The 11,692-nt window shown below is 42.3% G+C and carries 14 protein-coding genes and 2 pseudogenes; 7 read left to right on the top strand and 9 right to left on the bottom strand.

Features of this window, described 5'->3' with window-relative positions; translation table 11 throughout:
- The coding region (locus ACLFKQ_RS23785) for a Tn3 family transposase (protein ID WP_449002173.1) at positions 1-1,801 on the top strand (1,801 nt) is incomplete at its 5' end.
- 70 nt (positions 1,802-1,871) lie between these two features.
- Here the strand turns inward: ACLFKQ_RS23785 and ACLFKQ_RS23780 are convergent.
- Positions 1,872-2,042, bottom strand: a pseudogene (locus ACLFKQ_RS23780) (reverse transcriptase domain-containing protein); the annotation flags it as partial.
- Positions 2,043-2,186: 144 nt separating this feature from the next.
- Between ACLFKQ_RS23780 and ACLFKQ_RS23775 the strand changes: the two are divergent.
- Positions 2,187-2,504 (top strand): annotated as a pseudogene (locus ACLFKQ_RS23775) (transposase); the annotation flags it as partial.
- 255 nt (positions 2,505-2,759) lie between these two features.
- Here the strand turns inward: ACLFKQ_RS23775 and ACLFKQ_RS23770 are convergent.
- Positions 2,760-3,179, bottom strand: a complete 420-nt coding sequence (locus ACLFKQ_RS23770) for a hypothetical protein (protein WP_449002172.1) — start codon at positions 3,177-3,179, stop codon at positions 2,760-2,762.
- Between the two features lie 111 nt (positions 3,180-3,290).
- Positions 3,291-3,620 (bottom strand): hypothetical protein, encoded by a 330-nt coding sequence (locus tag ACLFKQ_RS23765; protein WP_449002171.1) that lies wholly within the window; start codon positions 3,618-3,620, stop codon positions 3,291-3,293.
- 267 nt (positions 3,621-3,887) lie between these two features.
- Between ACLFKQ_RS23765 and ACLFKQ_RS23760 the strand changes: the two genes are divergently transcribed.
- The 3 genes from ACLFKQ_RS23760 (at position 3,888) to ACLFKQ_RS23750 (ending at position 4,716) form a co-directional block, all read left to right on the top strand.
- The gene (locus ACLFKQ_RS23760) at positions 3,888-4,127 is read left to right on the top strand and encodes a hypothetical protein (RefSeq protein ID WP_449002170.1); all 240 of its coding nucleotides are present in this window, start codon (positions 3,888-3,890) and stop codon (positions 4,125-4,127) included.
- Positions 4,127-4,273, top strand: a complete 147-nt coding sequence (locus tag ACLFKQ_RS23755) for a hypothetical protein (RefSeq protein WP_449002169.1) — start codon at positions 4,127-4,129, stop codon at positions 4,271-4,273. Before ACLFKQ_RS23760 ends, ACLFKQ_RS23755 begins: the two co-directional genes overlap by 1 nt.
- 140 nt (positions 4,274-4,413) lie before the next feature.
- On the top strand, positions 4,414-4,716 hold the full coding sequence (locus tag ACLFKQ_RS23750) for a hypothetical protein (RefSeq protein ID WP_449002168.1): 303 nt from the start codon (positions 4,414-4,416) through the stop codon (positions 4,714-4,716).
- A 208-nt stretch (positions 4,717-4,924) separates the two neighbouring features.
- Here the strand turns inward: ACLFKQ_RS23750 and ACLFKQ_RS23745 are convergent, their stop codons facing one another.
- Together ACLFKQ_RS23745 and ACLFKQ_RS23740 are read right to left on the bottom strand one after the other, a co-directional pair.
- Positions 4,925-5,161, bottom strand: a complete 237-nt coding sequence (locus tag ACLFKQ_RS23745) for a hypothetical protein (protein ID WP_449002167.1) — start codon at positions 5,159-5,161, stop codon at positions 4,925-4,927.
- 252 nt (positions 5,162-5,413) lie between these two features.
- Positions 5,414-5,665 (bottom strand): hypothetical protein, encoded by a 252-nt coding sequence (locus tag ACLFKQ_RS23740; RefSeq protein WP_449002166.1) that lies wholly within the window; start codon positions 5,663-5,665, stop codon positions 5,414-5,416.
- A 106-nt stretch (positions 5,666-5,771) separates the two neighbouring features.
- Here ACLFKQ_RS23740 and ACLFKQ_RS23735 point away from each other — a divergent pair, with 106 nt between their 5' ends.
- Together ACLFKQ_RS23735 and ACLFKQ_RS23730 are read left to right on the top strand one after the other, a co-directional pair.
- Positions 5,772-7,283, top strand: a complete 1,512-nt coding sequence (locus ACLFKQ_RS23735) for an amidase (protein WP_449002165.1) — start codon at positions 5,772-5,774, stop codon at positions 7,281-7,283.
- Between the two features lie 729 nt (positions 7,284-8,012).
- Complete coding sequence (locus ACLFKQ_RS23730; protein WP_449002164.1) at positions 8,013-8,174, top strand: hypothetical protein; 162 nt, start codon at positions 8,013-8,015, stop codon at positions 8,172-8,174.
- 62 nt (positions 8,175-8,236) lie between these two features.
- Here the strand turns inward: ACLFKQ_RS23730 and ACLFKQ_RS23725 are convergent, their stop codons facing one another.
- The 4 genes from ACLFKQ_RS23725 to ACLFKQ_RS23710 form a co-directional block, all read right to left on the bottom strand.
- Positions 8,237-8,719 carry an AAC(3)-I family aminoglycoside N-acetyltransferase gene (locus ACLFKQ_RS23725; RefSeq protein ID WP_449002163.1) on the bottom strand — a complete coding sequence of 161 codons (483 nt, stop codon included), beginning with the start codon at positions 8,717-8,719 and terminating at the stop codon, positions 8,237-8,239.
- Between the two features lie 223 nt (positions 8,720-8,942).
- The gene (locus ACLFKQ_RS23720; protein WP_449002162.1) at positions 8,943-9,554 is read right to left on the bottom strand and encodes a globin domain-containing protein; all 612 of its coding nucleotides are present in this window, start codon (positions 9,552-9,554) and stop codon (positions 8,943-8,945) included.
- A gap of 366 nt (positions 9,555-9,920) precedes the next feature.
- A complete protein-coding gene (locus ACLFKQ_RS23715) occupies positions 9,921-10,181 on the bottom strand; it encodes a hypothetical protein (RefSeq protein WP_449002161.1) in 261 nt (86 codons plus the stop codon).
- The gene (locus tag ACLFKQ_RS23710) at positions 10,178-11,116 is read right to left on the bottom strand and encodes a topoisomerase II (RefSeq protein WP_449002160.1); all 939 of its coding nucleotides are present in this window, start codon (positions 11,114-11,116) and stop codon (positions 10,178-10,180) included. Before ACLFKQ_RS23710 ends, ACLFKQ_RS23715 begins: the two co-directional genes overlap by 4 nt.
- Between the last annotated feature and the right edge of the window lie 576 nt (positions 11,117-11,692).

The raw sequence follows: 11,692 nt of genomic DNA, 5'->3' as shown, positions 1-11,692 counted from the left end.
GCCCTTTCTACTAAATCTTTTAGAATTTCGCTCCAACAATGAGATACACCAACCCGTCATTGAAGCCTTAGAGCTACTGAAAAAGTACATTGGTAGTCGGGAAAGATATTACGATGAAACGGAAAATGTCCCAACCGACGGTATCATCGAAGCTAGTTTATCAGAACTGATTTTAGAAACCAAAGATGATGGCAGCGTTAAAATCAACCGTATCAACTACGAACTAGCAGTGCTTCAGGCTCTACGAGATGGATTGAGGTGTAAAGAAATTTGGGTAGTCGGAGCAAATCGCTATCGTAACCCTGAAGAAGACTTGCCCACTGACTTTGAGCAGCAAAAAGAAGCCTATTATCAAGCACTCCAACAGCCAGAAGATGTCGAAGCATTCATCAGCAATCTTCAGCAACAAATGACAGATGGCTTGGCAAAACTAAATCGAGGGATGCCCAAAAACGATCCAGTTAAGATTCTTATCAAAAATAACGGCTGGATTAAATTATCTCCTTTTGCTGCTTTACCCGAACCCTTAAATCTAAAACGTCTCAAGAAAGAAATCGAGCAAAGGTGGTCAATGACTAGCTTGCTAGATATGCTCAAGGAAACCGATTTAGGAATCAACTTTACCAAACATTTCAGAAGCGTATCTAGTAGAGAAAATCTTAACCCCAAAGTATTACAGAAACGTCTGCTAATTGACCTCTATGGCTTGGGGACGAATACAGGCATCAAACGTTTAAGCTTGGGTGATTTAGGCGAAAAATATCAAGATTTGCTCTATGTCAGACGCAAATTTATTCATAAATCACAGTTAAGAAATGCCATTGCTGAGATTGTGAACGCTACCTTTGCAGCTAAACTGCCACAGATATGGGGAGAAGGCACGACTACCTGTGCCAGTGACTCGAAAAAGTTTGGTGCTTCGGATCAGAATCTAATGACTGAATGGCACATCCGCTATGGTGGTCGAGGAGTTATGATTTATTGGCACGTCGATAAGAATTCGGCTTGTATTTATTCTCAATTAAAAACTTGTTCGAGTAGTGAGGTGGCAGCAATGATTGAAGGTTTACTGCGTCACTGCACCAATATGAAGGTGGAGAAGAATTATGTTGATAGTCACGGACAGTCTGAAGTCGCTTTTGCCTTCACGCATCTGTTGGGCTTTAATCTGATGCCCCGACTCAAAGCGATTCACAAACAAAAACTATATCTTCCCCACACTGGTCAAAGTAATGCTTATCCTAATTTAAAACCAATTCTGACTCGCTCAATTAATTGGGATTTGATTCGCCAACAGTACGACCAAATGATTAAATATGCGACGGCTTTGAGACTAGGTACAGCAGAAACAGAAGCTATACTCAAACGGTTTACCCGTTCAAATTTGAGTCATCCAACCTATCGTGCTTTGGCTGAACTAGGAAAAGTCATCAAAACCATTTTCCTTTGTAAATATCTGCATTCAGAAGCACTGCGTCGGGAAGTCAATGAGTCGTTGAATGTTGTGGAGAGTTGGAATAATGCCAATGGATTTATCTTTTTTGGCAAAGGTAAGGAAATAGCGACTAATCGCATGGAAGACCAAGAGGTAGCCGTTTTATCTTTGCACCTATTACAGTCATGTTTGGTATATGTGAACACCCTAATGATTCAGGATGTGCTGTCCGAACCAGAGTGGATGAAGATAATGAAACCCGATGATTTGAGAGCATTGACACCACTAATTTGGAGTCATGTAAATCCGTATGGAACTTTCCGTTTGAATCTTGATGAAAGGCTACCAATTCAAATTGCTGCTTAATTTCAATGATGAAGTGTATATGGGGCAAGGGTTTTAGGCTAGATTGCCCCTGGTGACAGCTTCGCTAGTTTCACCCCAGGAAATCGAATCCTGGTTTGTGTTTTTCCAGTCCATTGAGGGTATGAACAATATGGGTTTTGCTTGGTTTTAATTCAAGGTCGTAGTGGGATAACCATTCACTTATGACATTTTGACAGACCTTGAGAGTAGTCAAATTTTCATGGAAAATGACGAAATCGTCGGCATACCTCGCCCTTGTTTAGCAATGGAGAAATTTTGGTCGGTAGGGGCTATAACCCATATAAATCATGGGGTTTGGATTTGCAAATAAAATACATTGCGATCGCTTAAAGAGAAGACAAACGGTTTTAGCTAGTGTCCCACTTTTGCTGACAAGTGGGACTCCACTTATGCCCCAATTAGTAGGTCTTGGCTGGCTCACTGGCAGCACGTGATTCCGTTTTTCCAGTTTCCTCCAGAAATCCGTCGCATTATTTACACCACTAATGCGATCGAGTCGATGAATATGACTCTTAGAAAAGTGTTGAAGAATCATCGGATTTTTCCAACAGATGAAGCTGCGCTCAAAGTTATTTATCTTGCGATTAATAACTTATCTCAGAGATGGACTAGACCTTTACGGGATTGGAAAGCTGCTTTAAATCGATTTGCCATCGAGTTTGAAGGACGGCTTCCACTTTAACTTTCTTTGACACAAACTTATTGACAGATCCTGTCGTACCACTTTCCTCGTCTTGGTGGCGTAGTTGTTCCTGCTAATGGAGCTTGTTCATCCGAGATAATTGTTATTTCACCCTTTTGCTGCTCCATACAATTTCACCTCACCAATCTTGCCAACTTGAATTAAATAAGATTCCGATTTACCCCTTCACTCCTAACACTACCAAAATTTCCCTCACTGGTGCTTTTTCCGACTCCATCCTCTCCACCCGTGCTACTAACCGCTTGGGAATGTAACGAGACTTCTTAGAAGTGCGATCGCCTTTAAGACCTTCTTATCTAGAGGGATATTTAACTCCCGCAGCTTCTCTTTTAAGTCCTCGGGTATTTCTTTAGGTTGCGAGCAATTAGCTGCCGAACGGTCGTCACCAGACGGGGATTTTAACGCGACCTCATTATTACTAAGAGGTATTATTTTAGAAACTTTTTGTACTACAGCTGGGGGAGTTGTTTCTTCTGTTTCAGATTCTGTAGCTAAATCTTCTTCCTCGCTTATTGGTTCGGCTTGTTGTACTGATTCATGTACTACTTTTTTGGCTGTTTTTTCTTCAGAAAAATTTTTGTTATCAACCACCTCGGTCTGGTGGATCTTTATATTCTGAAGAGTCTGAGAGAGATTAGAACCTATATCTGACAAGGGTTTCAGTCCGCTTGTTTCTCCGATTTGATAATTTTCTTTCCGATTTGATAATTTTCTTGCGGTTTTGATAATTCATTGACCGTTACTGGCTCTGTAACCTCCTCTGCTTCAGGCTTTGAGCCTCGATTGCCAGAGTCGATCACCCAGTCGATGACTAATTTTCCAGTTTTGATAATTAAAACTTTTAGTTCTTTCAGTTTGGCGAGTGCTTTGTAAACACTTACTTACCTCTGGGATCTGCCATCTGAGGGCGAACTCTTTGGGAACAATTTGAACTGGGCGATCGCAAAAAGGATTCTCGGCTCTGAGGGCAAAGTGAACATAGGCTGCGTTGTTGATCAGCTTGGCTTTTCGCAGTGCTATCAACTCTTCTTTCTGTAATGGATAAAACTCCTCTGATAGCTTATTGTTGACTCGTTGAGGTACGGGAATAAACATAGTTTCCTACACCTCCCAATAATTAACTTTTTTTGCAGATAAGCTGGAGTCTATGTTTAGAGCTGATAGGCTATTGCAGCGATAAATCTCTTGTAAAGACTCTTCAATCAAAAGTAATCTGCTCTTCCAGTCGATCTTGGTCTGTGTCATAATAAAACCACGTTATTTTTTATTAGTCTGCGGACTAAAACAATTAGCCCTAGAGACGTACTATTACTTTAAAAAAGTATCCTCTGAGGCTAATTTTTAGTTAATTTTTGTAACGATATGCTGAACCAATACTTTAAGCAAACGATGGACTGTTACGGAATCAAGGGAACAGAGTCATCAAATGCTTTTGGGTGTGGAAAAGGATATATCAGCGACATCAGAACGGGTAAATGCAACCCACCAATCGATCGCTTTTGGGAATTGATTGAGACACTGGATAAGTTAGCACCAGGAGCAAAAAGATATTTTGGGAATTTGATAGCTGAAAACAATGCTGATTTTTTCTCGAAGATTTAGTGAAGAGCATCGAACCAGCCGATTTGATCGGATTAATGGACGACAGACAGTTATCTAAGCTGATGTTTGCCGTCGCAGCCAGGTTAGGAAATCACAAAAATAGCAAGCAAACTAATAAAAACGACCAACTCACAGCTATTGCCTAATAGAGAGCTCTGCTTCATCCGCTCGTCTACTTATAGCCTTAAAAAGTTAAGTTGGTGAGAATTTTCGCTTTTTTACGTAGAATGGCAGAAAAAGTAATTGGATGATATCAAGGAATAATGAAAATTATTCTTGGTAAATTATGGAGCAACGAGAGTGGTTAAGATATCAACATCCCGAAATAGCAACCATGAGCTTTGAGGAGGTTCTCAGGATAGTCGAAGAACTATCAAAAGAACAGAAAATGGCACTAGCTCAAAAGTTAGGCTCTCCTCTATCAGTTGTATTAGGAGACTACAACTACATAAGCAATTCTTTTGTGCTGCAATTAAACGGTGATTCGGACAAGATATCCGAACAACTCAAGAATTTACCCCCAGAGACACTACAAAAATTAGTCGAAGCGATCGCACTCTGGATTAGTAACAATAAACCCCCCCAGTGATAAAGGGAGACACGAGCTTCTGAAATAAATTCAGAAGACGCGCCCTCAAATTACTTTAGTTAATCTTAATAAATATTACTAAATTGACCGTTTTTTTTACTTCTTCATAAGATTCTCATATTTTTTTTCCAGAGTTAGAGAATAAGAAGGAAAGGACAAGGGTTTGCTTTGAAACCCCCCGAAAGTATCGATCTCTCTTGCGAAAGAATCAGGCTGACGGTTGTAAATAGATGAGTTTACCTAAAAGGAATTGGGGAAATTGGGGAAATTGGGGGTGGGCAGAAATTATTGGGCTATTGAGCCTACTAGTGGCAATCATAGCGTTTGCAACCCCAGAAGTCAGATGTATTTTAGGTTTGCGTTCTGAAGCTTGTCCTCCAAAACTAGACTCAGAACCTACATCACCACCGTTGGCATCAATAACAGATGGTCCTAGCAGAGTCACGCGCAAGACGACGGCGACGTTTACTTTTCACGCCGACAGTCCGAATGCGAGGATTGAATGTAAGCTCGATGGAGAGGATTGGAAAAGTTGCAGAAGCCCTAGGAGATATGAACGGCTTCAGGACGGCGAACACAAGTTTTTCGTTCGAGCACTGGATGCAACTGGTAAACGGCCTTTGGATAGTAACCGAACCATAAACAACGCTAAGCCGTCCACTTTTGTGGACAAAACAGCTTAAAGCCCCACCTCATCTTACATTGGTGGCAAGCCCATCTTTTCTCTCAGGATAGCTCGTTGTTCGCGCTGACTCAGGGATGAGAATTCTGGCTCTGGTTCGGCGAGACGATGCCGACGTTTCACACCAGCCAGAACTGGATCTATTTCCATCTCACCCTCCGAGGTTGGAGATAAATTGCCTGATAGTCGATCGAGGTTAGCAGCAACCCGTTTCAGCACTCGTAGTATCCAGTCCTGATTAACACCTACATATTTCTTGATTGGCATTCCCTATTCACCAACGCCCCTTTCTCTTTTGTTAACTGATGTGTGCCTAAAGGATAGGGTAATGATAGTCTAGACTTGTTTTAGTTAGAGTCATGGCAACACCATTATGTCTTTTCCTGAGTATTCCATAACTCAATTACAGACAGCCTATAAGAAAGATACTCTTAGTGTCGTTGGGGTTTGTCAAGAATTTCTCGAGCGGATTGCTTGTCTTGACTCAGCCGGACCTAAGTTGCGCTCGGTCGTGGAAGTTAATCCCGATGCTTTGGCAATTGCAGCTTCCCTTGACGATGAACGAAAGAAAAAACAGATGCGTGGGTTGATGCATGGGATACCAGTTTTATTAAAAGACAGCATTGATACTAACGATCGAATGGTAACTACTGGCGGCTCCTTGGCATTAATCAATAATCGTGCCCCGCTTGACGCTTTTATCGTTCAAAAGCTGCGTAATGCAGGTGCGGTGATTCTTGGCAAAACAAATATGAGCGAGTGGGGCTACATGCGTTCAACTCGCGCCTGCAGTGGATGGAGTAGTCGTGGGGGACAAACTCGGAATCCTTACGTGTTAGATCGCAGTCCTCTTGGCTCGAGTTCGGGATCGGCAGTGGCGGTGTCAGCGAACTTATGTACTATTGCTATAGGAGCAGAGGTAGATGGCTCAATTGTTCGCCCGGCTTCAAGTAACGGGGTGGTTGGGCTTAAGCCAACTGTGGGACTGATTAGTCGCTCGGGAATTATTGGGGTTGCTTCGACACAGGATACTGCTGGTCCAATGGCACGCTGTGTTGAAGATATTGCTATTGTATTAAATTTTTTGACTGGCTTCGATCGAGACGACCCAGTCACAGCTGAAAGTGAGGGTTATACATTTGTTGATTATCGAAAATGCTTAGATCCTAATGCTCTACAGGGTGCACGACTCGGTGTTGCTCGTGAACGCTTCGGGCAACATGAAGGCAGCGATGGCATTATCGAAAAAGCAATTGAGATTTTACGCGATTTGGGTGCAACTATTGTAGATCCTATCGAATCAAGTATTTTGCCGTTCTTTGGCCAACTTGAACTAGAATTGTTTCTGTATGGGATCAAAGCTAATCTTAATCATTATCTTGCTACTCATCCTCAAGCTGGTGTTCGTTCCCTAGATGAGTTAATTCAATTTAACCGAGAACACGCTGCGCAAGTTATGCCATTTTTTCAACAAGAGTTTTTTGAGCTAGCTGCTGAGAAAGGAAATTTAAACGATGGACGCTATCAGGAATTGGTTGGTGAACTTCGACGTCTCAGTCGCACAGATGGGATTGACAAAGCTCTCCGCGAGCATAAACTTGATGCCATTATTGCACCGACCGAAGGTTCACCACCTTTCTCAATTGATGTCGTCGTTGGTGATAATCTTAAACCAGGCGGGGCTTCGACCCCACCTGCTGTGGCAGGTTACCCACATCTCACAGTTCCGGCTGGCTTTATCCATAATCTTCCTATTGGGCTATCCTTTTATTCAAACGCTTATCAAGAACCTAAACTACTTAGTTATGCCTATGCCTTTGAACAGGCAACAAAAGCTCGACAAGTACCAACTTACTTATCGACAATCTCTGGAATTGCTGAATAGAGGTTGAGGGCTCTAGAAAAATTCGGGGTTGTTCAAAAATAAGATTTTTTAGGTCGCACAAGCACAGGAGCAGCCTTTTTAAGGTCTTTTGTTTGTCCTCATTTTAGAGTTAGGTAAAAAAATAAATTTTGCCAGGCTGAAAAATAACGGATATTGGGCTAAATAGAAGGTTTGTGTCACCAATTTTTTGGCACTTTCCCCAAAACCCCAGCTATCCGTGCATGTCTGCTTTTCGCCCGCCATGCGGCGCATCCATGCAAAGCGGCTAGTGGCTTTTGGGGTTTGCACTAAAAAAGAGCGCATCGCTGCGCTAAGCGAGATGCTTAGCCTGAAGAAACAGGGGGTTTCCCTAAAAAAGGGAACCGGGGGGAGTCCGTCCTGGACAGTCCAGGACAACACCGGCAGCACCGCCGGGGGGGTTGCGGTGTCTCTGCGTACCAATCCGCTGCGCGGTTGCTACCGCTCCACACCGCTTTGAAAAGGGGTGAATTGTAACGTTGTGTGAAGGGAAGGGCGCAGCGGACTCTTTGCTACCGCACCATAGAGAAAACCTTCTTGGCGTTTTCCTATGGTAAATACCAGCCGCTCTAGCGGTTCCAGCCCGTCACCAAGCTCTTCCAGTCCCTCTACTATTACTTAAAGCATTGTTGAATAAGAGTTTTAGGTATTTACTCGAGCGAATTAGACGTCGGGCGTTGTTTTTTGTTCGATTGCTGTCTCATCGCCTCCTTGCAAATCATTTTAGAAGCGGTATTTGGCTTACATGAAGGAGAACGTTTGCAGCAACTGAGGCAATCGCTCAGTTCCCTGCTGGATGTTTTTCAGTCTCCCTTAACTTCGGCTTTCCTATTTTTCCCCTGTGGTGAGATTATGGGAATTAGAAATATTTAGTATAATCAGTGTAACGCCCTGTGTCAGCGGCTGTGCGAGGCGGCGTACGATACGACCAGTTTTTATGCAGCGTCACTCTCACCATTGATTTTAATGTCGAAGTGCAGCACTTCTTCACGCCGTCCTAGCTTTGTGTACAACGCGATCGCAGGTTCGTCCTCAATGCCGGTGTCAGCCTGAACAAATATCACATAAGCTCCGCGCTCAGCAGCAATCACTTTCAGCTTGTCAATCAACGCTGTAGCAATTCCCTGACGTCGGCAAGCCAATGCCACTGCAAGATCATAAATGTAGATTTCGCTGCGCTCTTGTTCAAACTTACTCAGTTCGTATGCGGCGAGACCACCGATAACGTTGCCCTTCTTCAAGGCGGTCAACGCAATAAACGAATCGCCCCCAAGCAGTTTTCGCAGGTAACCCTCACTCGGCGAGCTCGCAGTATAGGTAGGCAAGTCATTGAACACCTGGCCGAAAACCGTCAGTAAAGCCCTCATCAGCGGGATGTGGTCGGGGGTAAGTTGTCGAATTTCTATTTCTGCTGTCATGACCTGCTTTCCAATGTGAGTTTATTGGCAGTAAGAATAAGATAAACCATTCATAATAATGGCGAGTGTCACCGGCGGTAGAAGCATTGAAACGAAGTAAAAGTTGCCAGTTCGTCCGGTGCACGTAAAGGTGAGCTGTCGATCATTGAAGTAATGGAAGTGAACGAGTAAGAAATTGTTGAGTTTCTTCCGTCAACCCAATCTACGAGATTGGAGATCGCACTCAAATCTCTACTCCCATCTGTTGTGCTTGTCTAATATGGGAAGGGATCATTACTGAACACATTAATGACCAAAGCTCTACCCATGCTGCTTTGGTATTATCATCAAACCGCTCTCCGAGCATTCTTTCAAAAGTTGTAACAATAGCTAGCCCTACTGGACTATAGTGTTTAGCTTTCGTCTGATATTGAACATGACGTTCTGCTAAATCTTGTAGAACTGGAATGAGTTTCGGATCGATCTCCAGACGTTCTTCCTCCAGAAGCTCATCGAATGTACCCGGTAATAAGCTCAAGGCAGCATCAACCATCTCAGTTAGCATTTTGCCTTGTTGAAACTTGTTCCTGAATAATGGTTTTAGTGCAGGTTCGATTTCAAAGAGTACGTCGTAAAATTGTAATCCCCAAAAGCCTACTGGATCTGAAACTAGAGTCTGTTCCCTAAACAGAGCATAGTCACCAGCACGGATCGTTTTCCAAGATTCTTGGATATATCGAAACTGTTCAGTTGAAATAGAAGGGTTAGGATTTACATAGGACGGATAGTATTGCGTGGCATCAACAGGCGACATAGACATCTTTGAAGTTACCTCCAGATTTACAATAGATTTCAAGAAATTATTTGCTAATTTTCTTCTATCTCTTGCACACTATTATTAATGGCTTAAGCCCAGCTAGCGTTCAGCTAACTATTTATTAGACAAAACTTTCTTGATATCCACCTTATAGGTCATAATATCGAGAATTTTTCATCTATTAAACTTAGTAGAAATAATATTAAGAATTATTCAGATTATCATTCCTGATTGGGACGATATTTAGAATATTTCTGGATATTACTCTATGTTTACTTCTTTCAAGATACTATTAATTAAATTCTGAATTATTGATTGAGTCATAGTTCTTATTATTAACTCAGCTTATATCTCCCCTGTTTTTAAGGCCGATAACCCCGCAACTCGGTAATTAACTGAGTTTGGCTACATGGGAATTACAAACGATTGGTCTAGCCACTGTTGGGCCTCTTGATAGTATTTAAATTTTCTTTCGTTACGACGAAATTCGGGAGTGTGTGCCATACACTTTCCGTTTATCCATTTAAGTCCATGATGTTTGTGCAGTAGTTCGTGATATAAAACTAATTCCACGACAATCTGCGGTATCTGAGGATTGTCTAATGTACGACTCATCACTACCCTATCCCTTAAAGGCTCGTAATGTCCTAATTTACGCTGAGTCAAGTTTTATTCCAGGTTAGGCGTGGCTTGGCCAACTCTCCTGCAAAGTACTCTTGATTGAGCCGAGAGAATAGGGTTTCTAAATCGTAACAACTTCCTTGAGCTCTCTCTGCATCGAGGTCGGCTATAAGATCTAATTCGAGAATAAGATCGCGATATTCTTCGGACGATGCAAAGCTACAAATTAATTGTTTATCTTGGAGATTGCTGCCTACTAAGACCAGAGCGATAATTGCTTGTAAAATCTCATCTTCAGCTTGAATAAATCCTTCGCTCAGTTGTAGTTCGATATTTCCTTGGCGATTCTGTTTATATTTATACAAGCCATTGTAGTTAGTAATGTCTATTTGAAGTTCTGAGAGCTCCAGCTGACGAGCTTTAAGAGTTTGAGCGGCTAGTTTTTTGATTTTCCCGACAGTTTCTAGGTGGAGGCCGAGATAATTTTCATCGGTGAGAAACTTCATCCAGGCATAAGCTTTGCGGGAAGGAGCGGTCAAGGCAGCAGGAGTAACCCCCTCTTGTTGACAAATGCGTTCGACTTCTTGAGTACGGTCGCTCAAGGCTTTGCGGAGCGACTCTAGTTGAGTGACTTTGTAGTTTGGTTGCAGCTCTCTTATCTGTTGCTGAAGATTTTTTTGTTGTTTGACTAAGTTTTTAATTCGCAGATTAGAATTAGAACTTTTAGCTGGTTCTTTCTGTTTTTGGTTGGTTTGAGGTAAATTCTGCCAATCTATATTCTTGAGATAATCATAGGCTCGACGCGAACGCACGGGAAGTTTACTGGATGAAGTTTTAGCTTCCTTACAGAGCTTATCGATGGTTCGTAGAGAATCGAAGACAAATTCTTTTAGAGAATCGACTTCGTCGGGATGAACTCCCTGTTGTAATTTGCTTCTTACTCGATTGGCTGTTTTAACGATTCCTTTAATCCGAATCATCTAAAATACTGCTTTTCTATTCGTAACCGAATAACTCTAGCCGATGAACTTCTCACACATTCTCACACATTTTTGTTGGTTTGGAGAAACGCGCTCTTTCATCGCTTTGCTTGATTTCTGCCGAGATTTTTCTGGTTAAATATTTGATTAAATGGATAGGGAGCCAAAATAGCTCTTAACGCCGCAGAATTCCTGGCATTTTGGCGATATATCTGTGTCTGCTAATGAGTTATTTTGAGAAATCCGTGTTTGTTAATGACATATTTTGAAAGGATATGTGTCTGCCCATGACCTATTGTTGAGCGATGCGTGTCCGCTAATGACATCTTCCGTGTCTGTCCATGACCTATTTTGCCTGTGGATAACTCGAAAATTGGGTCATCTGGGAGACAAGAAGAACGCTCCGTGTCTGCTAATGACCTATTACCGTACCTGCCCGTGACCTATTGGTTAAACTTTTATTCATTTTCTCTCACTTATATGGTTTAATTATCCCACCACTAATCTCTTTTCCCGTTAGGATGTGTGTCTGCTCATTACCTATTTTGTCAGTCAGATTTAGGCTGGTGCAGATGG

This window comes from Myxosarcina sp. GI1(2024) (assembly GCF_053543375.1).
The sequence above is the reverse complement of the archived record's forward strand: the minus strand, read 5'-3'. Positions and strand labels throughout refer to the sequence as shown.

What these genes read in the sequence shown, in the direction of transcription:
- ACLFKQ_RS23735 (WP_449002165.1), top strand. Translation starts at nt 5,772, where the DNA reads ATGTCTTTTCCTGAGTATTCCATAACTCAATTACAGACAGCCTATAAG.
- ACLFKQ_RS23740 (WP_449002166.1), bottom strand. Translation starts at nt 5,665, where the DNA reads ATGCCAATCAAGAAATATGTAGGTGTTAATCAGGACTGGATACTACGA.
- ACLFKQ_RS23760 (WP_449002170.1), top strand. Translation starts at nt 3,888, where the DNA reads ATGCTGAACCAATACTTTAAGCAAACGATGGACTGTTACGGAATCAAG.
- ACLFKQ_RS23765 (WP_449002171.1), bottom strand. Translation starts at nt 3,620, where the DNA reads ATGTTTATTCCCGTACCTCAACGAGTCAACAATAAGCTATCAGAGGAG.
- ACLFKQ_RS23750 (WP_449002168.1), top strand. Translation starts at nt 4,414, where the DNA reads ATGGAGCAACGAGAGTGGTTAAGATATCAACATCCCGAAATAGCAACC.
- ACLFKQ_RS23725 (WP_449002163.1), bottom strand. Translation starts at nt 8,719, where the DNA reads ATGACAGCAGAAATAGAAATTCGACAACTTACCCCCGACCACATCCCG.
- ACLFKQ_RS23710 (WP_449002160.1), bottom strand. Translation starts at nt 11,116, where the DNA reads ATGATTCGGATTAAAGGAATCGTTAAAACAGCCAATCGAGTAAGAAGC.